The 19,864-nt window shown below is 60.1% G+C and carries 15 protein-coding genes, 2 tRNA genes and 1 pseudogene; 15 read left to right on the top strand and 3 right to left on the bottom strand.

Translation table 11 applies throughout. The features are described from left to right. Window positions 1-301: pseudogene (locus VGK14_RS12010) on the top strand (acetyl-CoA carboxylase carboxyl transferase subunit alpha); the annotation flags it as partial. Next, complete coding sequence (tilS, locus tag VGK14_RS12005) at window positions 270-1,640, top strand: tRNA lysidine(34) synthetase TilS (RefSeq protein WP_331509325.1); 1,371 nt, start codon at window positions 270-272, stop codon at window positions 1,638-1,640. The pseudogene VGK14_RS12010 and the gene tilS, both read left to right, overlap by 32 nt. Here tilS and VGK14_RS12000 read toward each other — a convergent pair. Next, window positions 1,623-2,228 (bottom strand): arylesterase, encoded by a 606-nt coding sequence (locus tag VGK14_RS12000; protein ID WP_331509324.1) that lies wholly within the window; start codon window positions 2,226-2,228, stop codon window positions 1,623-1,625. The two genes, tilS and VGK14_RS12000, sit on opposite strands and share 18 nt — an antisense overlap. Between VGK14_RS12000 and VGK14_RS11995 the strand changes: the two genes are divergently transcribed. Together VGK14_RS11995 and VGK14_RS11990 are read left to right on the top strand one after the other, a co-directional pair. After that, window positions 2,227-2,895, top strand: a complete 669-nt coding sequence (locus VGK14_RS11995) for an ABC transporter ATP-binding protein (protein WP_331509323.1) — start codon at window positions 2,227-2,229, stop codon at window positions 2,893-2,895. The two genes, VGK14_RS12000 and VGK14_RS11995, sit on opposite strands and share 2 nt — an antisense overlap. A gap of 5 nt (window positions 2,896-2,900) precedes the next feature. Then, entirely contained in the window at window positions 2,901-5,378 is a 2,478-nt protein-coding gene (locus VGK14_RS11990; RefSeq protein ID WP_331509322.1) for an ABC transporter permease, read from the top strand. Window positions 5,379-5,408: 30 nt separating this feature from the next. On the opposite strand, the gene VGK14_RS11985 is transcribed toward VGK14_RS11990, so the two are convergent. Further along, window positions 5,409-6,029: a response regulator gene (locus tag VGK14_RS11985; RefSeq protein ID WP_414691721.1), complete on the bottom strand. Its 621-nt coding sequence runs from the start codon at window positions 6,027-6,029 to the stop codon at window positions 5,409-5,411. A gap of 23 nt (window positions 6,030-6,052) precedes the next feature. Further along, complete coding sequence (locus tag VGK14_RS11980) at window positions 6,053-7,405, bottom strand: ATP-binding protein (RefSeq protein ID WP_331509321.1); 1,353 nt, start codon at window positions 7,403-7,405, stop codon at window positions 6,053-6,055. A gap of 177 nt (window positions 7,406-7,582) precedes the next feature. Between VGK14_RS11980 and VGK14_RS11975 the strand changes: the two genes are divergently transcribed. The 11 genes from VGK14_RS11975 to VGK14_RS11925 all read left to right on the top strand — a co-directional run. After that, a complete protein-coding gene (locus VGK14_RS11975; protein ID WP_331509320.1) occupies window positions 7,583-9,883 on the top strand; it encodes a TonB-dependent receptor in 2,301 nt (766 codons plus the stop codon). Window positions 9,884-10,011: 128 nt separating this feature from the next. Next, window positions 10,012-11,211, top strand: a complete 1,200-nt coding sequence (gene purT / locus VGK14_RS11970) for a formate-dependent phosphoribosylglycinamide formyltransferase (RefSeq protein WP_331509319.1) — start codon at window positions 10,012-10,014, stop codon at window positions 11,209-11,211. Window positions 11,212-11,216: 5 nt separating this feature from the next. Next, the gene (locus tag VGK14_RS11965) at window positions 11,217-11,630 is read left to right on the top strand and encodes a group II truncated hemoglobin (RefSeq protein ID WP_331509326.1); all 414 of its coding nucleotides are present in this window, start codon (window positions 11,217-11,219) and stop codon (window positions 11,628-11,630) included. A gap of 90 nt (window positions 11,631-11,720) precedes the next feature. Further along, window positions 11,721-13,031, top strand: a complete 1,311-nt coding sequence (gene tig, locus VGK14_RS11960; protein ID WP_331509318.1) for a trigger factor — start codon at window positions 11,721-11,723, stop codon at window positions 13,029-13,031. Further along, a complete protein-coding gene (gene clpP, locus VGK14_RS11955; protein WP_331509317.1) occupies window positions 13,031-13,675 on the top strand; it encodes an ATP-dependent Clp endopeptidase proteolytic subunit ClpP in 645 nt (214 codons plus the stop codon). The genes tig and clpP overlap by 1 nt, the downstream gene beginning before the upstream one ends. A gap of 37 nt (window positions 13,676-13,712) precedes the next feature. Next, window positions 13,713-14,981 carry an ATP-dependent Clp protease ATP-binding subunit ClpX gene (clpX, locus tag VGK14_RS11950; RefSeq protein WP_331509316.1) on the top strand — a complete coding sequence of 423 codons (1,269 nt, stop codon included), beginning with the start codon at window positions 13,713-13,715 and terminating at the stop codon, window positions 14,979-14,981. Window positions 14,982-15,100: 119 nt separating this feature from the next. Next, the gene (gene lon, locus VGK14_RS11945) at window positions 15,101-17,536 is read left to right on the top strand and encodes an endopeptidase La (RefSeq protein ID WP_331509315.1); all 2,436 of its coding nucleotides are present in this window, start codon (window positions 15,101-15,103) and stop codon (window positions 17,534-17,536) included. A 135-nt stretch (window positions 17,537-17,671) separates the two neighbouring features. Beyond that, window positions 17,672-17,944: an HU family DNA-binding protein gene (locus VGK14_RS11940; RefSeq protein ID WP_331509314.1), complete on the top strand. Its 273-nt coding sequence runs from the start codon at window positions 17,672-17,674 to the stop codon at window positions 17,942-17,944. 23 nt (window positions 17,945-17,967) lie between these two features. Next, window positions 17,968-18,043: transfer RNA gene (locus VGK14_RS11935), tRNA-Val, on the top strand. Window positions 18,044-18,081: 38 nt separating this feature from the next. Then, a tRNA-Asp gene (locus VGK14_RS11930) sits at window positions 18,082-18,158 on the top strand. 123 nt (window positions 18,159-18,281) lie between these two features. Then, window positions 18,282-19,864 (top strand): SurA N-terminal domain-containing protein (locus VGK14_RS11925; RefSeq protein WP_331509313.1); only part of this gene is annotated, 1,583 nt, incomplete at its 3' end.

Below are 19,864 nucleotides of genomic sequence, written 5' to 3'. Positions count from 1 at the left end.
GGTCATTTCGCCGGAAGGCTGCGCCTCGATTTTATGGAAAAGCGCAGACAAGGCCGCCGAAGCCGCAGAAACACTGGCGATCACCGCCAGCCGCCTGAAAACCTTCGGCCTCATCGACCGCATCGTCAACGAACCCCTGGGCGGCGCCCACCGCGACCATGAAGCGATGATGCAGACGCTGCGCAAGGTATTGACCGATACGTTGCGCCAGTTCCAGGGCAAATCCATGGACGAGGTGTTACAGGAGCGCTTTGATCGGCTGATGAGCTATGGCAAATTCAAGGAAGCGCCCGCGCGCTGATCTGGCCGCACGTCTCGTCAGTTTTCTGCAGCAGCATTCAGCCCCCGGTCGGCACCTGCTGCTGGGACTGAGCGGTGGACTGGATTCCCGCGTGCTGCTGCACCTGCTGGTTGCCGCACGCCAACAGCTGGATTTCCGGCTCTCCGCCACCCACGTTAATCATCGCATCAGCCCCAATGCCGGTACCTGGGCAGATTTCTGCGCAAATCTTTGCGCCGGCGAGGACATACCTTTTTCTGCGATAGAAGTGGACGTCCCGCGCGATTCCGGCCTGGGGCTGGAAGCCGCGGCGCGCGAAGCGCGCTATCGCGCGCTGCTGGCGCAGAATGCCGATGCGGTCGTGCTCGCGCATCACCGTGACGACCAGGCGGAAACCCTGTTGTTGCAACTGTTGCGCGGCGCGGGGGTGAAAGGGCTGGCGGCGATGGGGGTGAAAAGCGATCAGCAATCGGCGATCGGCGATCAGGGGAGAAAGAGCATCCTGCGTCCGTTGCTGGACGTCTCGCGTGCGGAACTGCTGGAATATGCGCAATCCCATGCGCTGGAGTGGATAGAAGACGAAAGCAATCTCGACCTGGCCTTCGACCGCAATTTTCTGCGGCAGCATGTTTTGCCGGAACTGGAACAGCGCTTCCCCAACTGCCGCGCGACCTTGGCGCGCTCGGCTGCGCATCTGGCGGAAGCCGCCGGGTTGCTGGAACAAATCGCCTGTGCCGATGCCGAACAAGGCGTGCATGAAGGGCGCCTCGACCTCGCTTTTCTGAAAAGCCTGTCGTTCGAGCGCGCCGTCAATCTTCTGCGCTGGTGGATCACGGCCGAAACCGGGCTTAGCACCAGCACGGCGCGCCTGCACAATATCCGGAACCAGCTCTGCACCGCCCAGGCCAATGCCCAGGTCGAATGCACGCTCGGCGAGGCGACACTACGCCGTTACCGCGAAACCGCTTATATCGAGCACGAAGGCAAGATGCAGCCCTATCGTATCGAGTGGCATGGCGAAGATTTCGTCGGACTGCCCAATGGCGGCCGGCTGGCATTGCGGAAAGTGATAGGGAAAGGCATTGCTTTGGCGCGCATTGAGCAAACCCTGGTGATCGGCAGCCGTACCGGCGGGGAACGCTTGCAGACCGATTGCGGCCGCCCCACGCGCAATCTGAAAAATCTGTGGCAGGAAGCCGGGGTGCCGCCGTGGGAGCGAGGCCGCATGCCATTCATCTGGCACGGCGAGGCGCTGGTGGCGGTGGCAGGGCTGGGCGTCGCCTGCGAATGGCAGGCGCAGGCCGGCGAGTCCGGACTGGTTGTGGAGTGGTTAAGAACGTCTCTAAAGCAGCGGTTTTAGGAAAGGCCAGACGTTCTCCAGCAGGCGCTGCTGCGCTGCGGCTACCGGATGCAGGCCATCGGACTGGGTCAGCGCCGGGTTGCCTGCTACATCCGCCAGCAGAAACGGCACCAGCGGAGTTTTGAGTTTTTTCGCCAGCGTGGAATAAGTTTCGCCGAAGGTCCTGGTGTAGTCGAGGCCGTAATTCGGCGGAATTTTCATGCCGACCAGCAGCACGCGGGCCTTGGCGTTGCGGCTTTGCCGGATGATCTCGGCCAGGTTCTGCTGCATCTCGCCGGCCGGCAGGCCGCGCAGGCCGTCGTTGGCGCCGAGTTCCAGGATTACGATGGAGGGTTTATGCTCGGCCAGCGCCTGCCCGATGCGACGCAAGCCGCCGCTGCTGGTTTCACCGCTGACGCTGGCATTGACGACGCGATAGCCCGGCTTTTCCTGCGCCAGTTTTTTCTCCAGCAGGCTGACCCAGCCGGATTCGCGCTGGATGCCGTAAGCGGCGGACAGGCTGTCGCCGAATACCAGCACGGTCTGGCTTGCCATTGCCGCCTGGGACAGTAACATCGACGCCATTAACAACCATGATTTGAACCTCATGCCGACTCCAGTCATTGAAGCGAAACAACTTTCCAAGCATGTTACCAGCAGCGAAGGGCCGCTGACGATACTGCATGCGCTGGATCTGATGGTGGAAGCGGGGGAGACGCTGGCCATCGTCGGCGCCTCCGGGTCCGGAAAATCCACGCTGCTGGGACTGCTGGCCGGCCTGGATGTTCCCAGCGCGGGGCAGGTGCGGATCAACGGCGTGGCGCTGGACCAGCTGAATGAAGACGGGCGGGCAGTGCTGCGGGGGCGCGAGATCGGGTTCGTGTTCCAGTCGTTCCAATTGCTGCCGGCCTTTACCGCGCTGGAGAACGTGCTGCTGCCGCTGGAACTGGCGAACAGGGCGGACGCTGCCGGGCAGGCGCTTGCGGCGCTGCGGCGCGTCGGCCTAGAGCGGCGGCTCTCCCATACCCCCAACCAGTTGTCCGGCGGCGAGCAGCAGCGCGTGGCGATCGCACGCGCGTTCGCGCCCGGACCGAAATTATTGCTGGCCGACGAACCCACCGGCAACCTCGACAGCGCTACCGGCGAACGCATCATCGACCTGCTGTTCGAGCTGAACCGCGAGGCGGGAACGACGCTGGTGCTGGTCACCCACGATGCGGCGCTGGCTGATCGCTGCGGCAGGACATTGAAGCTGGAAGGCGGCAGGCTGATATGAACAGCATGAGTTTCGTCTGGCGTTTGTGCAAGCGCAATTGGCGCGCCGGTGAGCTGCGGATACTGGCGCTTGCGCTGGTGGTCGCAGTGGCGGCGGTGAGCGCGGTAGGGTTCTTTACCGATCGCGTGCAGTCGGTGCTGGCGCGGCAAAGCAATCTGTTGCTGGCGGCCGATCTGGCCCTGGTTTCCGATCATCCGTTGGCCGACAGCTACAGGCAGGAGGCCAAGCGCCGGGGGCTGGCGGTAGCGCAGACCATGTTGTTCCCCAGCATGGCGACGCACGGTACGGAGAGCCACTTGGCCGAGATAAAGGCGGTGGACGAACGCTATCCGTTGCGCGGACATCTGCGTATTGCGGCCTCATCATCCGCACCGATGGGCGAAACCGCCAGGGTGCCTGCTGCAGGCACGGTGTGGGTCGAGCCGCGCTTGCTCGGCCAGTTGGGCATCGCGGTGGGGGATGCCGTCAAATTGGGCGAACGTTGTTTTACGGTTTCGGCAATATTGCGTTTCGAGCCTGACCGCGGCGGCGACATGTTCAGCATCGCACCGCGCCTGATGATGCATCGCGGCGATGTGCCGGGGACCGGCCTGATCCAGTTCGGCAGCCGGGTTTCCTATCGCTTGCTGGTGGCGGGCGCGGAAAAGCCGGTGGAAGATTATCGTATTTGGCTGGCTTCCCGCCTGCAGCGCGGCGAAAGGCTGGAACAGGTGAGCGATGCCCGCCCGGAAATCAGGAACGCATTAACCAAGGCACGCCAGTTTCTCGGCCTGTCGGCGATGGCCAGCGTGATCCTGGCGGCAGTGGCGATGGCGCTGGCCGGGATGCGCTTCGTCACGCGCAATCTGGACGCTTGCGCGGTGATGCGCTGTCTGGGTGCGTCGCAGGGATTCATCGTACGCGTCCATCTTCTGCAACTGTTGCTGGTCGGGCTGCTGGGCGGGCTTGCCGGTTGCATGCTCGGCTATCTGGCGCAGGAAGGCTTAAGCCGCCTGCTGGGCGGCATGCTGCTGGAAGGCCTGCCGCCGCCCTCGCCGCTGCCGGCATTGCAGGGGATGCTGACCGGTCTTGCGGTATTGCTGGGCGTGGTCTGGCCGCTATTGGCAAGATTGCGCGACGTGCCGGCATTGCGCGTGCTGCGCAGCGACCTGCCGCTGCCCACGGTCTCGCGCTGGCTAACATTTCTGCCGGCTGGGCTGATGATAGCCGCCCTGGTGTTGTGGACGGCCCAGGAGGTCAAGCTGGGCGCGATCGTAGTGGGCGGACTGTGCGGTTTCCTTGCGCTGGCTGCGCTGCTGGCCTGGGGGGCGATGCGGCTGCTGCGCCGGCTGGGGCGCAGCCAGACCGGTTCCTGGCGCTTCGGCGCGGTCAACCTGGCGCGCCATCCGGCCGCCAGCATCTCGACCGTGGCCGGGTTCAGCCTGGGGCTGACGGCCTTGCTGCTGCTGACGCTGGTGCGCGGCGACCTGCTGCGCAACTGGCAGTCGACGCTGCCGCCGGATGCGCCCAACCGCTTCACCATCAATATTCAGGCCGACCAGCGTTCCGCGCTGCAAGCGTTTTTTCAACAGGAACGGATGCCGCCGCCGCCCCTGCAGCCCATGATCAAAGGGCGCTTGATAGCCGTGAACGGGAAGCCGCTGGATGTTTCCGGATTCGATGAAAGAGCGCGGCACCTCACCGAGCGCGAGTTCAACCTGTCCTGGGCCGCGCAGATGCAGACCGACAACCGCATCGTCGCCGGCCGCTGGTGGACGGCGGAAGAAACCGGACAGCCGCTGCTGTCGCTGGAACAAGGCATCGCGGAAACGCTGGGGTTGCATCTCGGCGATTGGCTGACCTATGACATTGCCGGCGAAACCATCAAGTTGCGCATCGCCAACCTGCGCAAGGTGGAATGGGATTCGATGCGCGCCAATTTTTTCGCGGTCGCGCCGCCCGGCACGCTGGAACGCTTCCCGGCCAGCTACATCACCAGCTTTTACCTGCCGCCGCCGCGCGAGGATATGCTCAACCGCATGGTCAAGGCTTTTCCAAACGTCACGATCATTGACGTCGTCGCGATCTTGGCCCAGGTGCGCAGCATGATGAACCGCATGGCCTATGCGGTGCAGTTCGTGTTCGGTTTCTGTCTCGCGGCCGGCATGCTGGTGCTGTATGCGGCGCTGTCCGCCACCCAGGATGCACGGAAGCTGGAATATACGTTGCTGCGGGTGCTGGGCGCGCGGCGGTGCCAGGTGGTGGCGGCGGTGCTGACGGAATTCGCCCTGGTCGCGCTGCTGGCCGGGCTGGTGGCGGCGTTCGGCGCCGGCGTGCTGGGCTGGGCCGTCAGCCGCTATGCCCTGGATATCCCATATACTTTCGATGCCTCGCTGCTGGCATGGGGCACGGGAAGCGCGCTGGCGATTATTCCGTTCGCCGCCTGGCTGGATTTGCGCGGCACGATGAACCTGCCGTCGCAGCGGATATTGAACAGTGTTTAGAGGCTGTTCTGGTCCAAAACAGACCGCGGCTCAGCTTTCGATCAGCCCGCAGCGAATGGCCAATCTCACCATCTCGACCGGGCTGCCGATGCCGAGCTTTTGTTTGATCGTGGTCTGGTAGTTGGCGACGGTCTTGCTGCTGATCTTGAGCGCTGCGGCGATCCCGTCGCTGTCCAGCCCTTCCGCCAGCATGCGGAAAATTTCGAATTCCCTGGCGGATAGCTGTTGCATCGGGTCGCCCTTGTTATCCAGGCTTTGCAACGCAATTTTCCTGGCGATGCCGGAACTGATGTAGGTCTGGTTTTTGATGATGGCCTCGAGCGCATCGACCAGTTCTTCCGCCAGGCTGTTTTTGGCCAGATAGCCTTGGGCGCCGGCTTTCAACGCCTGGTTGGCGAAGGCGGCGTTTTCGTGCATCGACAGCACCAGCAATCTGGCTGCCGGATAACGGGCAATGATCCTGCGTATGGCTTCCATGCCGCCCATGCCGGGCATCGTCAGGTCCATCACCGCAATGTCCGGCAAGTGCTCGCCGAACAGCTGATAGGCGCGTTCGCCGCTCTCCGCTTCGGCGATCACGACGAACCCCGCATGCTGCTCCAAGAGGCGCCGGATGCCGGAACGCACGACGGCGTGGTCGTCGACCAACATGATGCGGACCGGGAACGCGCCGGTCATGATCTGCCCTTTATGGGAATCCACGCCGATATCCGGGTGCCGCGGCCGGGGCTGGTTTCGAGCAGGAGCTCTCCGCCCAGGCCTTCGACGCGCTCGCGCATGCCTGGCAAGCCCAGCCCATCCGCATGGTTCGCCTCGAAGCCTTTGCCGTCGTCGCGCACGCTGATCCGTAAACCCCTTTGCCCTTCGCTGGCCTCGGAAGCGGCATGGATGTCTACCGAAGACGCGGCCGCGTGCCGGGAAATATTGGTCAGGCATTCCTGCACCAGGCGGTAGGCGGTAACTTCGGCGGCTTCATCGAAGCTATCGGGAATATCTTCGATGGCCAATGTGCACGCCACTTTCGCATGGCGCGCCTGCCAGGTTTCGACCAGATCCTGCACCGCCGCAGCCAGGCCGAGTTCGTCCAGTATGCCGGGGCGCAGCCGCTGCAGCAGGCCGCCGACCAGGTCCATGAGGTGACGCGATAGCTGCGAGATCGCAGCCGCGCTATCGCGGATTTCCGGATATTTGCTTTCCGCCTGCTGCAGTACGACGGTGGCGTCGGTGTGGATGGCCGTCAGGCATTGCCCGAACTCGTCGTGCAGGTCGCGCGCCAGGCTTTTTCTTTCTTCCTCCTGCAAGGTGATCAATTGCTGCGACAGCCTGTGGTTGCGCGAGATGCTTTGCTCCAGGGTCTCCACCATGCGGTTGAATTTCTGCCCGATGCGCGCCAGTTCTGGGAGGTCGAACAATGGCAGCCGGGCTTTCAAGTTTCCGCGTTCCAGTTCGTTCAATGCGATCAATATCTTTTCTGTGGGCTTCAGCGCCTGTCCGACGGCCCATGAAATCATCAGGTTCACGGCCACGAAGAAGATGGAAGCCAGCACCAGCAAGTCGGTAATCTGTTTCCATATTTCGGCGTATTCATAAGTGGGGTCCGGGGTGATGACCAATTCGCCGATCGCCTGGCCTTGATATTCTATTTTGCGTGCCGTGGACTCCCATCGCGGCGTCACCGTGTCCAGCAGGTCTTCAAACCATGCGGGCGCTTCGCTGCGGAATTTGTGGCCGCTTTCCGTTTGATTGCTGTCGAGCGTATGGCCAGCGGTATCTTGCAATTCTATCCTCAGGTGGCGCATGTGATTGAGGCGTTGCAGCTGGAAGGGGCGGCTATCGATCCGTTTCAGGATCGGGTCGGGATTGCTGAGAATGGCGGTATCGAACAGATAAAGCGCCAGTTTTTCCGCTGAGGCGACCTCGGCGCGCGCGTTCTGCCTCGCATTGCTGAGGGTCAGGATCGCTCCGGCCAGCATGATGAGCAGCAGCAGCCCGGTGATGATCAGGTTGAGGCGAAGTTTGAGGCTCAATGCGGTTTTCTTTCGTTATGTGCTCTGCGAACTATAGCGTTTGCATGACGGGAATGAAAACGTTGCCGACAGATCGGGAATTTTTCCTAGTGTCCCGCAAATACCGTTTTGCTACAGTCTCGTTAATTTTGGTAAAGCACGCCGTTGCGTTGGCGGTATTCGGACTAAGGGGAGTTTATGTATCAGGCAAGATTGAAGTCGCTGGTGGTTGCGGTCGCAGGCGTTGTTTCCGTCCATTCCCAAGCCTATGCCGCCAACAAGGCCGAGATTCTGGAAACCGGCACGGTGGAGGTGGTCAGCACCACGCCTTTGCCCAGCGTCGGCACTTCCATCGACCAGGTGCCGGCCAATGTGCAGGCTGCCTCTTCCAAGGCGATTGCAGAGCAGCACAACCTCGATGTTTCCGAGCTCATCGACGCCAACCTGGGGTCGGTGACCATTAATAATACGGTTGCCAATCCTTATCAGGCGGACGTTTATTTCCGCGGGTTCGCAGCTTCGCCATTGCTTGGAACGCCGCAAGGCCTGTCCGTGTTCATGGATGGCGTGCGGGTCAACGAGCCGTTCGGCGATATCGTCAATTGGGATTTGATCCCATCCAATGCCATTGCCAGCATCAACCTGATTCCGGGGTCCAATCCGCTGTTCGGCCTGAATACCCTGGGTGGGGCATTGTCGATCCACACCAAGAGCGGCTCGGATTTTCCCGGATTGGCCGTGACCGCGTCCGGCGGTTCCTGGGGACGGCGTGCGCTGGAGGCGGAATATGGCGACAAGCAGGGCAGCGTGGATTATTACGTTGCCGGCAATGCCTTCCATGAAGACGGCTGGCGCGACCATTCGCCGAGCGATGTCAACCAGCTGTTCGGCAAGGTGGGTTGGCAGAACGACACCAGCGACCTCGATTTGTCCGTCATGTTCGCCGACACCGATTTGAACGGCACACAGGCGCTGCCGCTTTCGATGTGGAACAAGCGCCGGCAGGCGTATTCCTGGCCGGACAACATCGGTAACAACTTGGGCATGGTGACGCTGAAAGGCAGCCATTTCCTCGCCGACGACAAGCTGGTGGCGGCAAATGTTTATTACCGGGCGAATCGCATTGTCGGTTTCAACAGCAATCTGGTGGGCGATCTGGCGGGCGTGGTCGAGGCGCGGAACATTGCCAGCACCACCGATCAGGATGGCTTCGGCGGCGCGCTGCAGCTGACCTTGCTGGGCGACCTGGCCGGGCATCATAACCAGTTTACCGCCGGCGCCAGTGTCGATCTGGGCCGGGTGGATTTCCGCAGCGATACGCAGCAGGCCATCGTTACCGCCGAGCGCCAGACCGTGGCCGATCCTGCCAACCCGAATTTCCTGCCGACGGTGCGCCTGAAAACGCGCAACGACTACTATGGGCTATATGCGACCGATACGTTCTCGTTCAACGACATGCTGCACCTGACGCTGTCCGGCCGCTACAATATCGCCAAAATCAAGCTGTCCGGCGCCAACCTCAATGCGGGCACCGATCTCAGCGGCAACCACCGCTACAGCCGCTTCAACCCGGCGATCGGTCTCAACTTCAACCCCAGTAAGGCGATCGGCTTCTACGGCGCCTATAACGAGGGCATGCGCGCGGCGACGCCGGTGGAGCTTTCCTGCGCCGACAAGAATAACCCTTGCGCCTTGCCCAATGCGTTTGTGTCCGACCCGCACTTGCAGATGGTGGTGTCACGCACCTGGGAGGGCGGTGCGCGCGGCAGCCTGGGCCACGGCTTGGGTTGGAACATGGCACTGTACCGCACGGAAAACGACAATGACATCCTGTTCATCACCACCAGCGGCGCAGCCAACGGCTTTTTTGCCAATGTCGGTAAGACCCGCCGCCAGGGGCTGGAACTGGGCTTGAACGGCAAGCTGGAGAAATTCAGCTTTACTGCAAATTACGGATTCACGGATGCCACCTTCCAGTCGCAGTTCACTTCGATCAGCGCCGCCAACTCGGCTGCCGGTTTCGACTGCGGCGGCGCCGCTGCGGCGGATACCATCTGCGTGCACAAGGGCAACAAGATTCCCGGCATTCCGCGCCATACCTTAAAGCTGCGTCTGGGCTACGAGATCACCCCCGAATGGACGGTGGGCAGCAACATCGTGACGGCGTCCGGCCAGTATGCGCGCGGCGACGAGAACAACCGGGACCGTAGCGGCAAGGTGCCGGGCTATACCGTCGTCTATCTGGATACGCGTTACAGCGTCAACGAGAACTGGAAGCTGTTCGCCAGGATCAACAATATCTTCGATCGCGAATATTCGGCTTTCGGCGTTATCGGCGCCAATGCCTTTGCGCCGGGAGCCAGCGTCGCGAATGCAAACACCTGGGTGCCCGAACAGTTCCGTTCCCCCGCCGCGCCGCGCGCAGCCTGGGTCGGTGTCACTTATGAGTTCGGCAAGCCCAAAGGCGCGGCCGGTGCGGGCAAGTCTGATAACGATTAAACCGGGCCGTGCTGCCGGCGGGCACGGATCAGAATGCGTGTGTTGACGGTCGAATAGTGACGGGTACCCCCCTTACGGGTTACCATTTCACTATTCGACCGTCACTGCATTTCACGCTGGAGCTTTCATTGAAAATCGGCACCCCCCTGAGCCCATCGGCTACCCGCGTCATGCTGCTCGGCAGCGGCGAATTGGGCAAGGAAGTCATCATCGCGCTGCAGCGCCTGGGCGTCGAAGTCATCGCGGTCGACCGCTACCCCAATGCCCCCGGCCACCAGGTCGCGCATCGCGCGCATGTGATCAACATGGCTGACGGCGCCGCCTTACGTGCGCTGGTGGAGCAGGAGCGGCCGCATCTGATCGTGCCGGAAATCGAGGCGCTGAACACCGAAACCCTGGCCGAGATCGAAGCGGCCGGACTCGCCACCGTCATTCCCACGGTGCGGGCCGTGCAACTGACGATGAACCGCGAAGGCATACGCCGCCTGGCCGCGGAAGAACTCGCGTTGCCCACCTCTCCCTACGCTTTTGTCGAAAATCAGGAACAGTTGCAGGCGGCGATAGACGGCGGCATCGGCTATCCCTGCTTCATCAAGCCGGTGATGTCTTCCTCCGGCAAGGGGCAGTCGCGTATCACCGGCCCGCAGGAAGTCGCTGCGGCCTGGGACTACGCAGCGTCCGGCGGGCGCGTCAACAAGGGCAAGGCGATTGTCGAAGGCCAGATCGATTTTGATTATGAAATCACTTTGCTGACAATACGCGCGAAAAATGCCGCAGGCGGGATCGAAACGCATTTCTGCGAACCGATCGGCCACTTGCAGGTCAAGGGCGATTATGTGGAAAGCTGGCAGCCGCAACCGATGAGCGCGAAAGCGCTGGAGTGCAGCCGCGAAATTGCCCGTGTCGTCACCGACAGCCTGGGTGGTCTGGGACTGTTCGGCGTGGAACTGTTCGTCAAAGACGATGAGGTGTGGTTCTCCGAAGTCAGCCCGCGGCCGCACGATACCGGCATGGTGACGATGGCGAGCCAACGCCTGTCGGAGTTCGAACTGCACGCGCGCGCGATTCTCGGCCTGCCGGTGGACGTCAGCTTGCGCGCGCCGGGAGCCTCTGCGGTAATTTATGGCGGCATGGACGCCGCCGGCATTGCCTTCGAGGGCGTGGAGGAAGCGCTGGCCGTACCGCAAGCCGATATCCGGCTGTTCGGCAAACCGGAATCTTTTACCCGTCGCCGCATGGGCGTGGCGCTGGCGACCGGCCGCGATGTCGATGAGGCCAGGAGCCGCGCAAAATCGGCCGCGGGCAAGGTGCGGCCGGTTAGGGGGTGAGTGTGCTGAAAACTCCCGAAGAGCAGGCCGCCGCAGTGAAAACCACGCTGCACGAGGCCTTGGGCGGCACCGGGAAGATCCGCGATCTGGTCGAGCGCTTTTACGACATCATGGATAGCGACCCCAGGGCTGCCGGCATCCGTGCGATGCATCCATCCGATCTCACCCGGGCGCGAGAGAAATTATTCATGTTCCTGTCCGGTTGGACCGGCGGACCGCAGCTTTACATCGAGCGCTACGGCCACCCCAGGTTGCGCGCCCGGCATCTGCCATTTGTCATCGGCGAGGCCGAGCGCGACCAGTGGATGCACTGCATGGTCAGGGCATTGCAGGAAGTCGGCGTGGAGGAAAAGCTGATGATAAAAACCGCTGAAGCGTTGTGGGGCGTAGCAGATTTCATGCGCAACAAGGCAGAATAGACAGCGCATCTTCGTGCTAGAATCGCAAGTTTCAAAAAACGGCGACAGAGATTTAATTGACGTCGCGATTTTCGATTTAAGGAACCGAACATGCAAGCAACCGTTGAAACCATCAGCAACCTTGAACGCCGTTTGACGGTCGCCATGCCCATGCAGCCGATCGAGGAAGAAATCGGCAAGCGTCTCGGCAATATCGCCCGCACCGCCAAGATGGCCGGTTTCCGCCCCGGCAAGGTACCGTACAAAATGGTGGTGCAGCAGTACGGCCCGCAAGTACGCCAGGAGGTGATTTCCGGCAAGGTCGAAGAGACTTTCAGCGATGCGGTGCACCAGCACGCATTGAAGGTCGCCGGCTATCCCAGCATCGAACCCAAGCCATTGGCCGAGAACGCCGACAACTACGAATACGTGGCTACCTTTGAGATTTTTCCGGAAGTGAAGATCGGCGATCTTTCCGGCGTCGAAATTGAACGACCCAAGCTGAATGTTGCCGAAGCTGATGTGGACAAGACCGTGGACGTGTTGCGCAAGCAGCGTGCGGTTTTCGAGCCGGCCGGCCGCGGCGCTGAAATGGGCGATAGCGTGACGATCGAATTCAGCTCCGAAATCGACGGCCAACAGGTGGAAAATACCGCCGGCCAGACCGTTCCGCTGGTGCTGGGCGAACAAGGCAGATTGCCTGATTTCGACACCAACCTGGTCGGCGCCAAGGCTGGCGAGACGCGCAAGTTCGATTTGGCCTTCCCGGCCGATTACCACAACGCCAACCTGGCCGGAAAAACCGCGAGTTATGAAGTCAAGGTGGTGGCCGTGGCTGCACCCAAGCTGCCGGAAGTGGATGCCGGTTTCGCCCGTGAACTCGGGGTCGAGGACGGCGACGTCGCCAAGATGCGCGCCGAAATTAAAGAAAGCCTGGAGCAGGAAATCGCCAAGCGCATCAAGGCTGCGGTCAAGGCCCAGGTGATGTCCGGCCTGGTGGCTGCGGTCGACGTCGAGTTGCCGCGCTCGCTGGTCACTATCGAAACCGGCCGCCAGATGGAGGCTGCGCAGCAGGGCCTGCAACAGCGCGGCGTGGACCTCTCCCGCGTCAATCTGGAACCTTCGATGTTCGAAGAGCAGGCTGCGCGCAACGTCAAACTGCGCCTGATTCTGGTCGAACTGGTACGCGCCAACGAACTGCAGGCCAAGCCGGAACAGATTCGTGCCGCGATCGACGAGCATGCCAAGAGCTTCGAGCAGCCGGATGAGGTCGTCAACTGGTATTACGCCGATGCCCAGCGCCTGAACGAGCCGGCTGCGATGGCAACGGAAGAAAACGTGGTGAACTGGGTGCTGGAGCGCGCCAAGGTCACCGACAAGAAAACCAGCTTCGACGAGCTGATGAGCAAGGAGCAAGCTTGATGAACACGGGGAACCGCCAAATGATGCAAAGCCAGTGGGAGCCGCAGGGATTGGGTTATATCCCGATGGTGATCGAGCAGAGCGGTCGCGGCGAACGCTCTTACGACATCTACTCGCGCCTGCTCAAGGAGCGCGTGGTATTCCTGGTCGGACCGGTCAACGACATGACCGCCAACCTGATCGTCGCGCAACTGCTGTTCCTGGAAGCGGAGAATCCGGACAAGGATATTTCCCTTTACATCAATTCTCCCGGCGGATCAGTCACGGCCGGCATGGCGATCTACGACACCATGCAGTTCATCAAGCCCGACGTGAGCACGCTGTGCATCGGCCAGGCGGCCAGCATGGGCTCCTTGCTGCTGACGGCGGGAGCAGCCGGCAAGCGCTACTGCCTGCCCAATTCGCGCGTGATGATTCACCAGCCGATGGGCGGGTTCCAGGGCCAGGCTTCAGACATCGAAATCCACGCCAAGGAAATCCTGTTCCTGCGCAGCCGCCTCAACGATATTCTGGCCAAGCATACCGGCCAGCCGGTGGCGACGATCGAAAAGGACACCGATCGCGACAATTTCATGAGTGCCGAACAATCGGTCCAGTACGGTATCGTCGATAAAGTTATTGGCACGCGTGCCGATGCTGTATAAGATGTTTTCACATCAGCGGTTCGAATAAGGAAGTTTCATGACTAGCAAATCCGATGGCGAAAAGCTGCTTTACTGCTCCTTCTGCGGCAAAAGCCAGCACGAAGTGCGCAAGCTCATCGCCGGTCCGTCGGTTTTTATCTGCGACGAATGCGTCGACCTGTGCAACGACATCATCCGCGAGGAAGTGCAGGAAGAAGGCGTGCGCACGCGCCGCGACAATCTGCCGACCCCCAAGGAAATCTGCGACATTCTCGACCAGTACGTGATCGGGCAGGTGCGCGCCAAGAAGATTCTCTCCGTTGCGGTCTACAACCATTACAAGCGGCTGGACCAGGGCGGCAAGGGCAAGGACGACGTCGAGATCGCCAAGAGCAATATCCTGCTGATCGGCCCGACCGGCTCCGGCAAGACGCTGCTGGCGCAGACCCTGGCCCGTTTGCTAGATGTGCCGTTCGTAATGGCGGATGCGACGACGCTGACCGAAGCCGGTTATGTCGGCGAGGACGTCGAGAACATCATGCAGAAGCTGCTGCAAAAGTGCGACTACGATGTCGAAAAAGCGCAGCGCGGCATAGTCTATATCGATGAAATAGACAAGATTTCGCGCAAGTCCGACAACCCGTCGATCACTCGCGACGTGTCGGGGGAGGGTGTGCAGCAGGCTCTGCTCAAGCTGATCGAAGGCACCATCGCCTCGGTACCGCCGCAGGGCGGCCGCAAGCATCCCAACCAGGACTTCGTGCAACTGGATACCACTAATATCCTGTTCGTCTGCGGCGGCGCTTTCGACGGCCTGGAAAAAGTCATCCGCCGGCGTTCCGAGAAAGGTGGCATCGGCTTCGGCGCCGAGGTCAAGAGCAAGGACGATCAGCGCGCCATCGGCGACGTGCTGCGCGATGTCGAGCCGGAAGACCTGATCAAGTTCGGCCTGATCCCGGAATTTGTCGGCCGCCTGCCTGCGGTGGCGACGCTGGAATCTCTTGACGAAGCGGCACTGATGCAGATCATGGTGGAGCCGAAAAATGCATTGACGCGCCAATTCCAGAAGCTGTTCCAGATGGAAGGCGTCGAACTGGAATTCCGCGATTCGGCCTTGCGCATGATTTCCAAGAAGGCGCTGGAGCGCAAGACCGGCGCGCGCGGCCTGCGCTCCATCATGGAACACGCACTGCTCGACGTGATGTTCGACCTGCCGACGATGAGCAACGTCAGCAAGGTGGTGGTGGATGAAGGCGTTATCAAGGGCGAAAATCCGCCTATCCTGATTTATTCCGACGCGCCGAAACGCGTCGAGTCTGGCAAATAATCAAAAATCATAAGCGGCGGGCTTGATTCGCCCGCCGCTGCCCCCACTTGCTAGAGTGTGTGACAGATCATGTTCTATGATTGAGTCACCGCTTATATTACAGACTGAAGGACACATGCATGTCTAACGAAGAAATCAGCCAGAATTCCATTACCGAAGCCGATTTCCTGCCGCTGCTGCCGCTGCGGGATGTAGTGGTTTATCCGCATCTGGTCATTCCGCTGTTTGTCGGCCGTGCCAAGTCGGTGCGCGCCTTGGAATTGGCGGTGGACAATGGCAAACAGATTCTGCTGGTAGCTCAGAAATCCGCCAACCAGGAAGAGCCCGGCCCTGCGGATATGTATGAAATCGGTACGCTGGCCACTATCCTGCAGATGCTCAAACTGCCCGATGGCACGGTAAAAGTGCTGGTGGAAGGGATCAGTCGCGCACGCGTACTGGAGTTTGTCGAACGTGAAGACAGTTTTGCTGCGCGGATCGCTCCGGTCGCGCCTGGCGAGCCGGAAGACAGTGAAGTGCAGGCGCTGATGCGCGCGGTGTTCGCCCAGTTCGACCAGTACGTCAAGATCAACAAGAAGATCCCGCCTGAAATCCTGACGTCCTTGGCTAGTATTGACGATGCCGGCCGTCTTGCCGACACCATCACTGCCCACCTTTCACTGAAGCTGGAAGAAAAGCAGAAGATTCTGGAGATGTTCGATGTCGCCAAGCGACTGGAACATCTATTGGGCCTGCTCGAGGCCGAGCTCGATATCCTGCAGGTGGAAAAGCGCATCCGCGGCCGCGTCAAGCGCCAGATGGAGAAAAGCCAGCGCGAGTATTATCTGAACGAACAGGTGAAGGCGATCCAGAAGGAATTGGGCGAGCAGGACGAAAATGCCGAGATGGACGAACTGGAGCGCCGCATCAAGGCTGCCGGCATGCCCAGGGACGCCCGGGTCAAGGCGGAAAGCGAGCTGAAGAAGCTGAAGATGATGTCGCCGATGTCGGCCGAGGCCACCGTGGTGCGCAATTATATCGAGACGCTGACCGGCCTGCCGTGGAAGAAAAAAACCAAGATCGGCAAGGATCTGGAGGCGGCCGAGAAGGTGCTTGATGCCGATCATTTCGGTTTGGAAAAGGTCAAGGAACGCATCATCGAATACCTTGCCGTGCAGCAGCGCGTGGACAAGCTGAAAGCACCTATCCTGTGCCTGGTCGGGCCTCCCGGCGTAGGCAAGACCTCGCTCGGCCACAGCATTGCCAAGGCAGTCAACCGCAAGTTCGTGCGCATGGCGCTGGGCGGCGTGCGCGACGAATCGGAGATTCGCGGCCATCGCCGCACCTATATCGGCTCGATGCCCGGCAAGGTCTTGCAAAGCATGTCCAAGGTCGGCGTGAAAAACCCCTTGTTCCTGCTCGACGAAGTCGACAAGATGGGCATGGATTTCCGCGGCGACCCGTCTTCGGCTTTGCTGGAAGTGCTGGACCCGGAGCAGAACCATACTTTTGCCGACCACTATGTGGAAGTGGAGTACGACCTGTCCGACGTGATGTTCGTGGCGACGGCCAACTCGCTGAATATTCCGGCGCCATTGCTGGACCGCATGGAGATCATCCGTCTGGCGGGCTATACCGAGGACGAGAAGGTCAGCATCGCGATGAACTATCTGCTGGCCAAGCAGCTTAAGACTCATGGTCTGAAAGAATCTGAAATCGCCATTTCCGAAGCTACCGTGCGTGATGTGGTGCGTTATTACACGCGAGAAGCCGGCGTACGCAGCCTGGAGCGCGAAATCTCCAAGATTTGCCGCAAGGTGGTCAAAGAGTTGCTGACCGCAAAAGGCAAGAAAACGGCTGGTCGCAAGGTCACTATCAGCCCGCGCAATCTGGATAAATACCTCGGCGTGCGCCGTTACGATTTCGGTGTTGCCACCAAAGAAAACCAGGTCGGTCAGGTGACCGGGCTGGCCTGGACCGAGGTGGGCGGCGAACTGCTGACGATAGAGACGGTTGCGATGCCGGGCAAGGGCAAGACCATCACCACCGGCAAGCTGGGCGAAGTGATGCAGGAGTCGATCCAGGCGGCCATGTCGGTGGTGCGCAGCCGTGCAAAACGGCTGGGCATCGCTGCGGACTTCTACGAGAAGAATGACATCCACATCCACTTGCCGGAAGGCGCCACGCCCAAGGATGGCCCCTCTGCCGGTATCGCCATCTGCACCGCTCTGGTGTCGGTGCTGGCCAACATTCCGGTACGTGCGGATGTGGCGATGACCGGCGAAATCACGCTGCGCGGTGAAGTGTTGCCGATCGGCGGGCTCAAGGAGAAACTGCTGGCGGCGCATCGCGGCGGCATCAAGACGGTATTGATCCCGCAGCAGAACGTGAAAGACCTGGTGGATATTCCGGACAACGTCAAGAATCACCTGGATATCCATCCCGTGAAATGGATCGATGACGTGCTGCAAATAGCCCTTGAGCGCGTTCCGGAGGCGTTGGCCGATGCCACGGCGGTGCCGGCAATCACTCCCGTCGAAACGCAAAATGAGCCCGCCGGCGTGGTTAAACATTAGATAGAAAACAACATGTAATCCCCTCATGTCACAAAATGGCCGGGAAACGCTTGACACGGGCTTTTCCGGCTTGATATAAAGCTGGTAGCAGGGTTACCTGCCATTCACTCAAACAATGTGGAAAGGGGATTACACGTGAACAAGTCTGAACTCATCGATCAAATCGCCAAGGGTGCCGATGTATCCAAGGCCTCCGCTGGTCGTGCACTTGACGCTGCAACCGCTGCAATCGCAAAAGCCCTCAAAAAGGGCGATTTGGTAACTCTGATCGGCTTCGGTACCTTCTACGTCGGCAAGCGCGCCGCCCGCAATGGCCGTAACCCGCGCACTGGCGCCACTATCAAGATTAAGGCTGCAAATTCCCCGAAATTCAGGGCTGGCAAAGCACTCAAGGATGCTGTAAACTAGCGGGCTGTTGTTGATTGGGTTAAGGGTGCTTAGCTCAGCTGGTAGAGCGTCGCCCTTACAAGGCGAATGTCGGCGGTTCGATCCCGTCAGCACCCACCATAAAGCATAACCAACGGTTTTTGGAGTGCCAGAGTTTTGGAGTGGTAGTTCAGTTGGTTAGAATACCGGCCTGTCACGCCGGGGGTCGCGGGTTCGAGTCCCGTCCACTCCGCCAAACAAAAAGGCGAGCCAAACGGCTCGCCTTTTTGTTTGGCATTCTTCTGTCGCGGTATCTCATATGGCTGTGGCATAATTCCGTCTTTTGTCGTCTCTTCCTGGTTGCAGAGGTTTAATTACTATGTTGGAAGCTATACGCGAGCGTTCACAAAGCTGGATCGCCAAACTCATCCTGGCAATGATTACCGTTCCTTTTGCGTTGTGGGGTGTCGATTCCTATTTGCGCCAGGCCGGTTCTAACGTCGCCGTGGCCAAGGTAAATGGCGAATCCGTCACCGTGCAGCAATTCAGCAAATCGCTGCAAGAACTGCGCGACAGCATGAAGGAGAAAGCCGACGCCGGATTTATGGAAAATCCGGAGGTGCGCAGCGCGGTATTGGACAAGCTTATCAATGCGCGCCTGCTGGCTGCGGAGGTGAGGCGCGGCGGTTATGCGATCTCCGACGAGCAGCTCTCCAAGACCATCATTACCATGCCGGAATTCCAGAAGGACGGACAGTTTTCGCAGGATGCGTATGACAAAATCCTTGCCGCCAACGGCTTGACTCCCAGCCGCTTCGAGGCGGTCATGCGTGGCGACCTGCTTACCCAGCAAGTCCGCAACAGCATTTCCCGGCTGGCATTCGCGCCGCATGCGGTGGCGGATAATGCGCTGCGAGTCCAGCATCAATTGCGCGAGGTCAGCGTTTATTCTTTCCGTCCGGGTGACTTTCTGAGCCAGGCGAAGGTCGAGTCTGCCGAACTGAAAGCCTATTATGACAAACATCAGGACGAGTTCCGTGTGCCGGAACAGGTGAAGCTTGATTTCGCTGTGCTTTCCGCCAATAGCCTGATCGCTTCGATGCAGATTTCGGATGCGGAGGCCAAGAAGTTTTATGACGATAATGCTGCCAAGTTCCAGGGTGACGAAGAGCGTCGTGCCAGCCATATCCTGATTGCCTTTGGTGCCGGTAAAGATGAGGCAGCCAAGGCTGCCGCCAAGAAAAAAGCGCAGGAAGTATGGGCGGAGGCGAAGAAGTCTCCGGAAAAATTTGCAGTTTTGGCCAAGAAATACTCTCAGGATCCCGGCTCAGCCGCAAATGGCGGCGATCTTGGCCCAATCAAGCGCGGCCTCATGGTTAAGCCGTTCGAGGATACGGTGTTCGGCATGGCGCCGGGCAGTATCAGCGATCCTGTCGAGACGGAGTTCGGCTATCACATAATCAAATTGATGGAAGTGAAAGGCGCTGCACAATCGTTCGACCAGGTACGCGGACAGATCCGCGCCGAACTGATGTACCAAAAGGCGCTTGCTAAATTCGCCGAGGCTGCGGAGTCCTTCAGCAATACCGTTTACGAGCAATCCGCCAGCTTGGAGCCGGCGGCGAAGGAGCATAACCTGCAGATACAGAAGAGCGACTGGATGTCGCGGGAAGATGCGGCCAAGTTTTTCAAAAATGACAAACTGGCGGGCCAAATCTTTTCCGACGAAGTGCGCAAGGAAAAACGCAATACCGAAGCCGTGGAAGTTACTCCCAATACGCTTGTCGCCGCGCGCGTCGCCGAGGCAAGGGCAGCCAGCATGAAATCGTTTGACGAGGTCAAGGCTGGCATCGAAGATAAGCTCAAGCATGTGCAGGCGGCCAGACTGGCCATGCAGCAGGGTGAAAAAGTGTTGGCTGATCTGAAAAAGGGTGGTACTGCCGCCAGTGTCGGGTGGACGAC

The sequence above is a fragment of the Novimethylophilus sp. genome (assembly GCF_036504375.1).
GTDB lineage: Bacteria > Pseudomonadota > Gammaproteobacteria > Burkholderiales > Methylophilaceae > Novimethylophilus.
The sequence above is the reverse complement of the archived record's forward strand: the minus strand, read 5'-3'. Positions and strand labels throughout refer to the sequence as shown.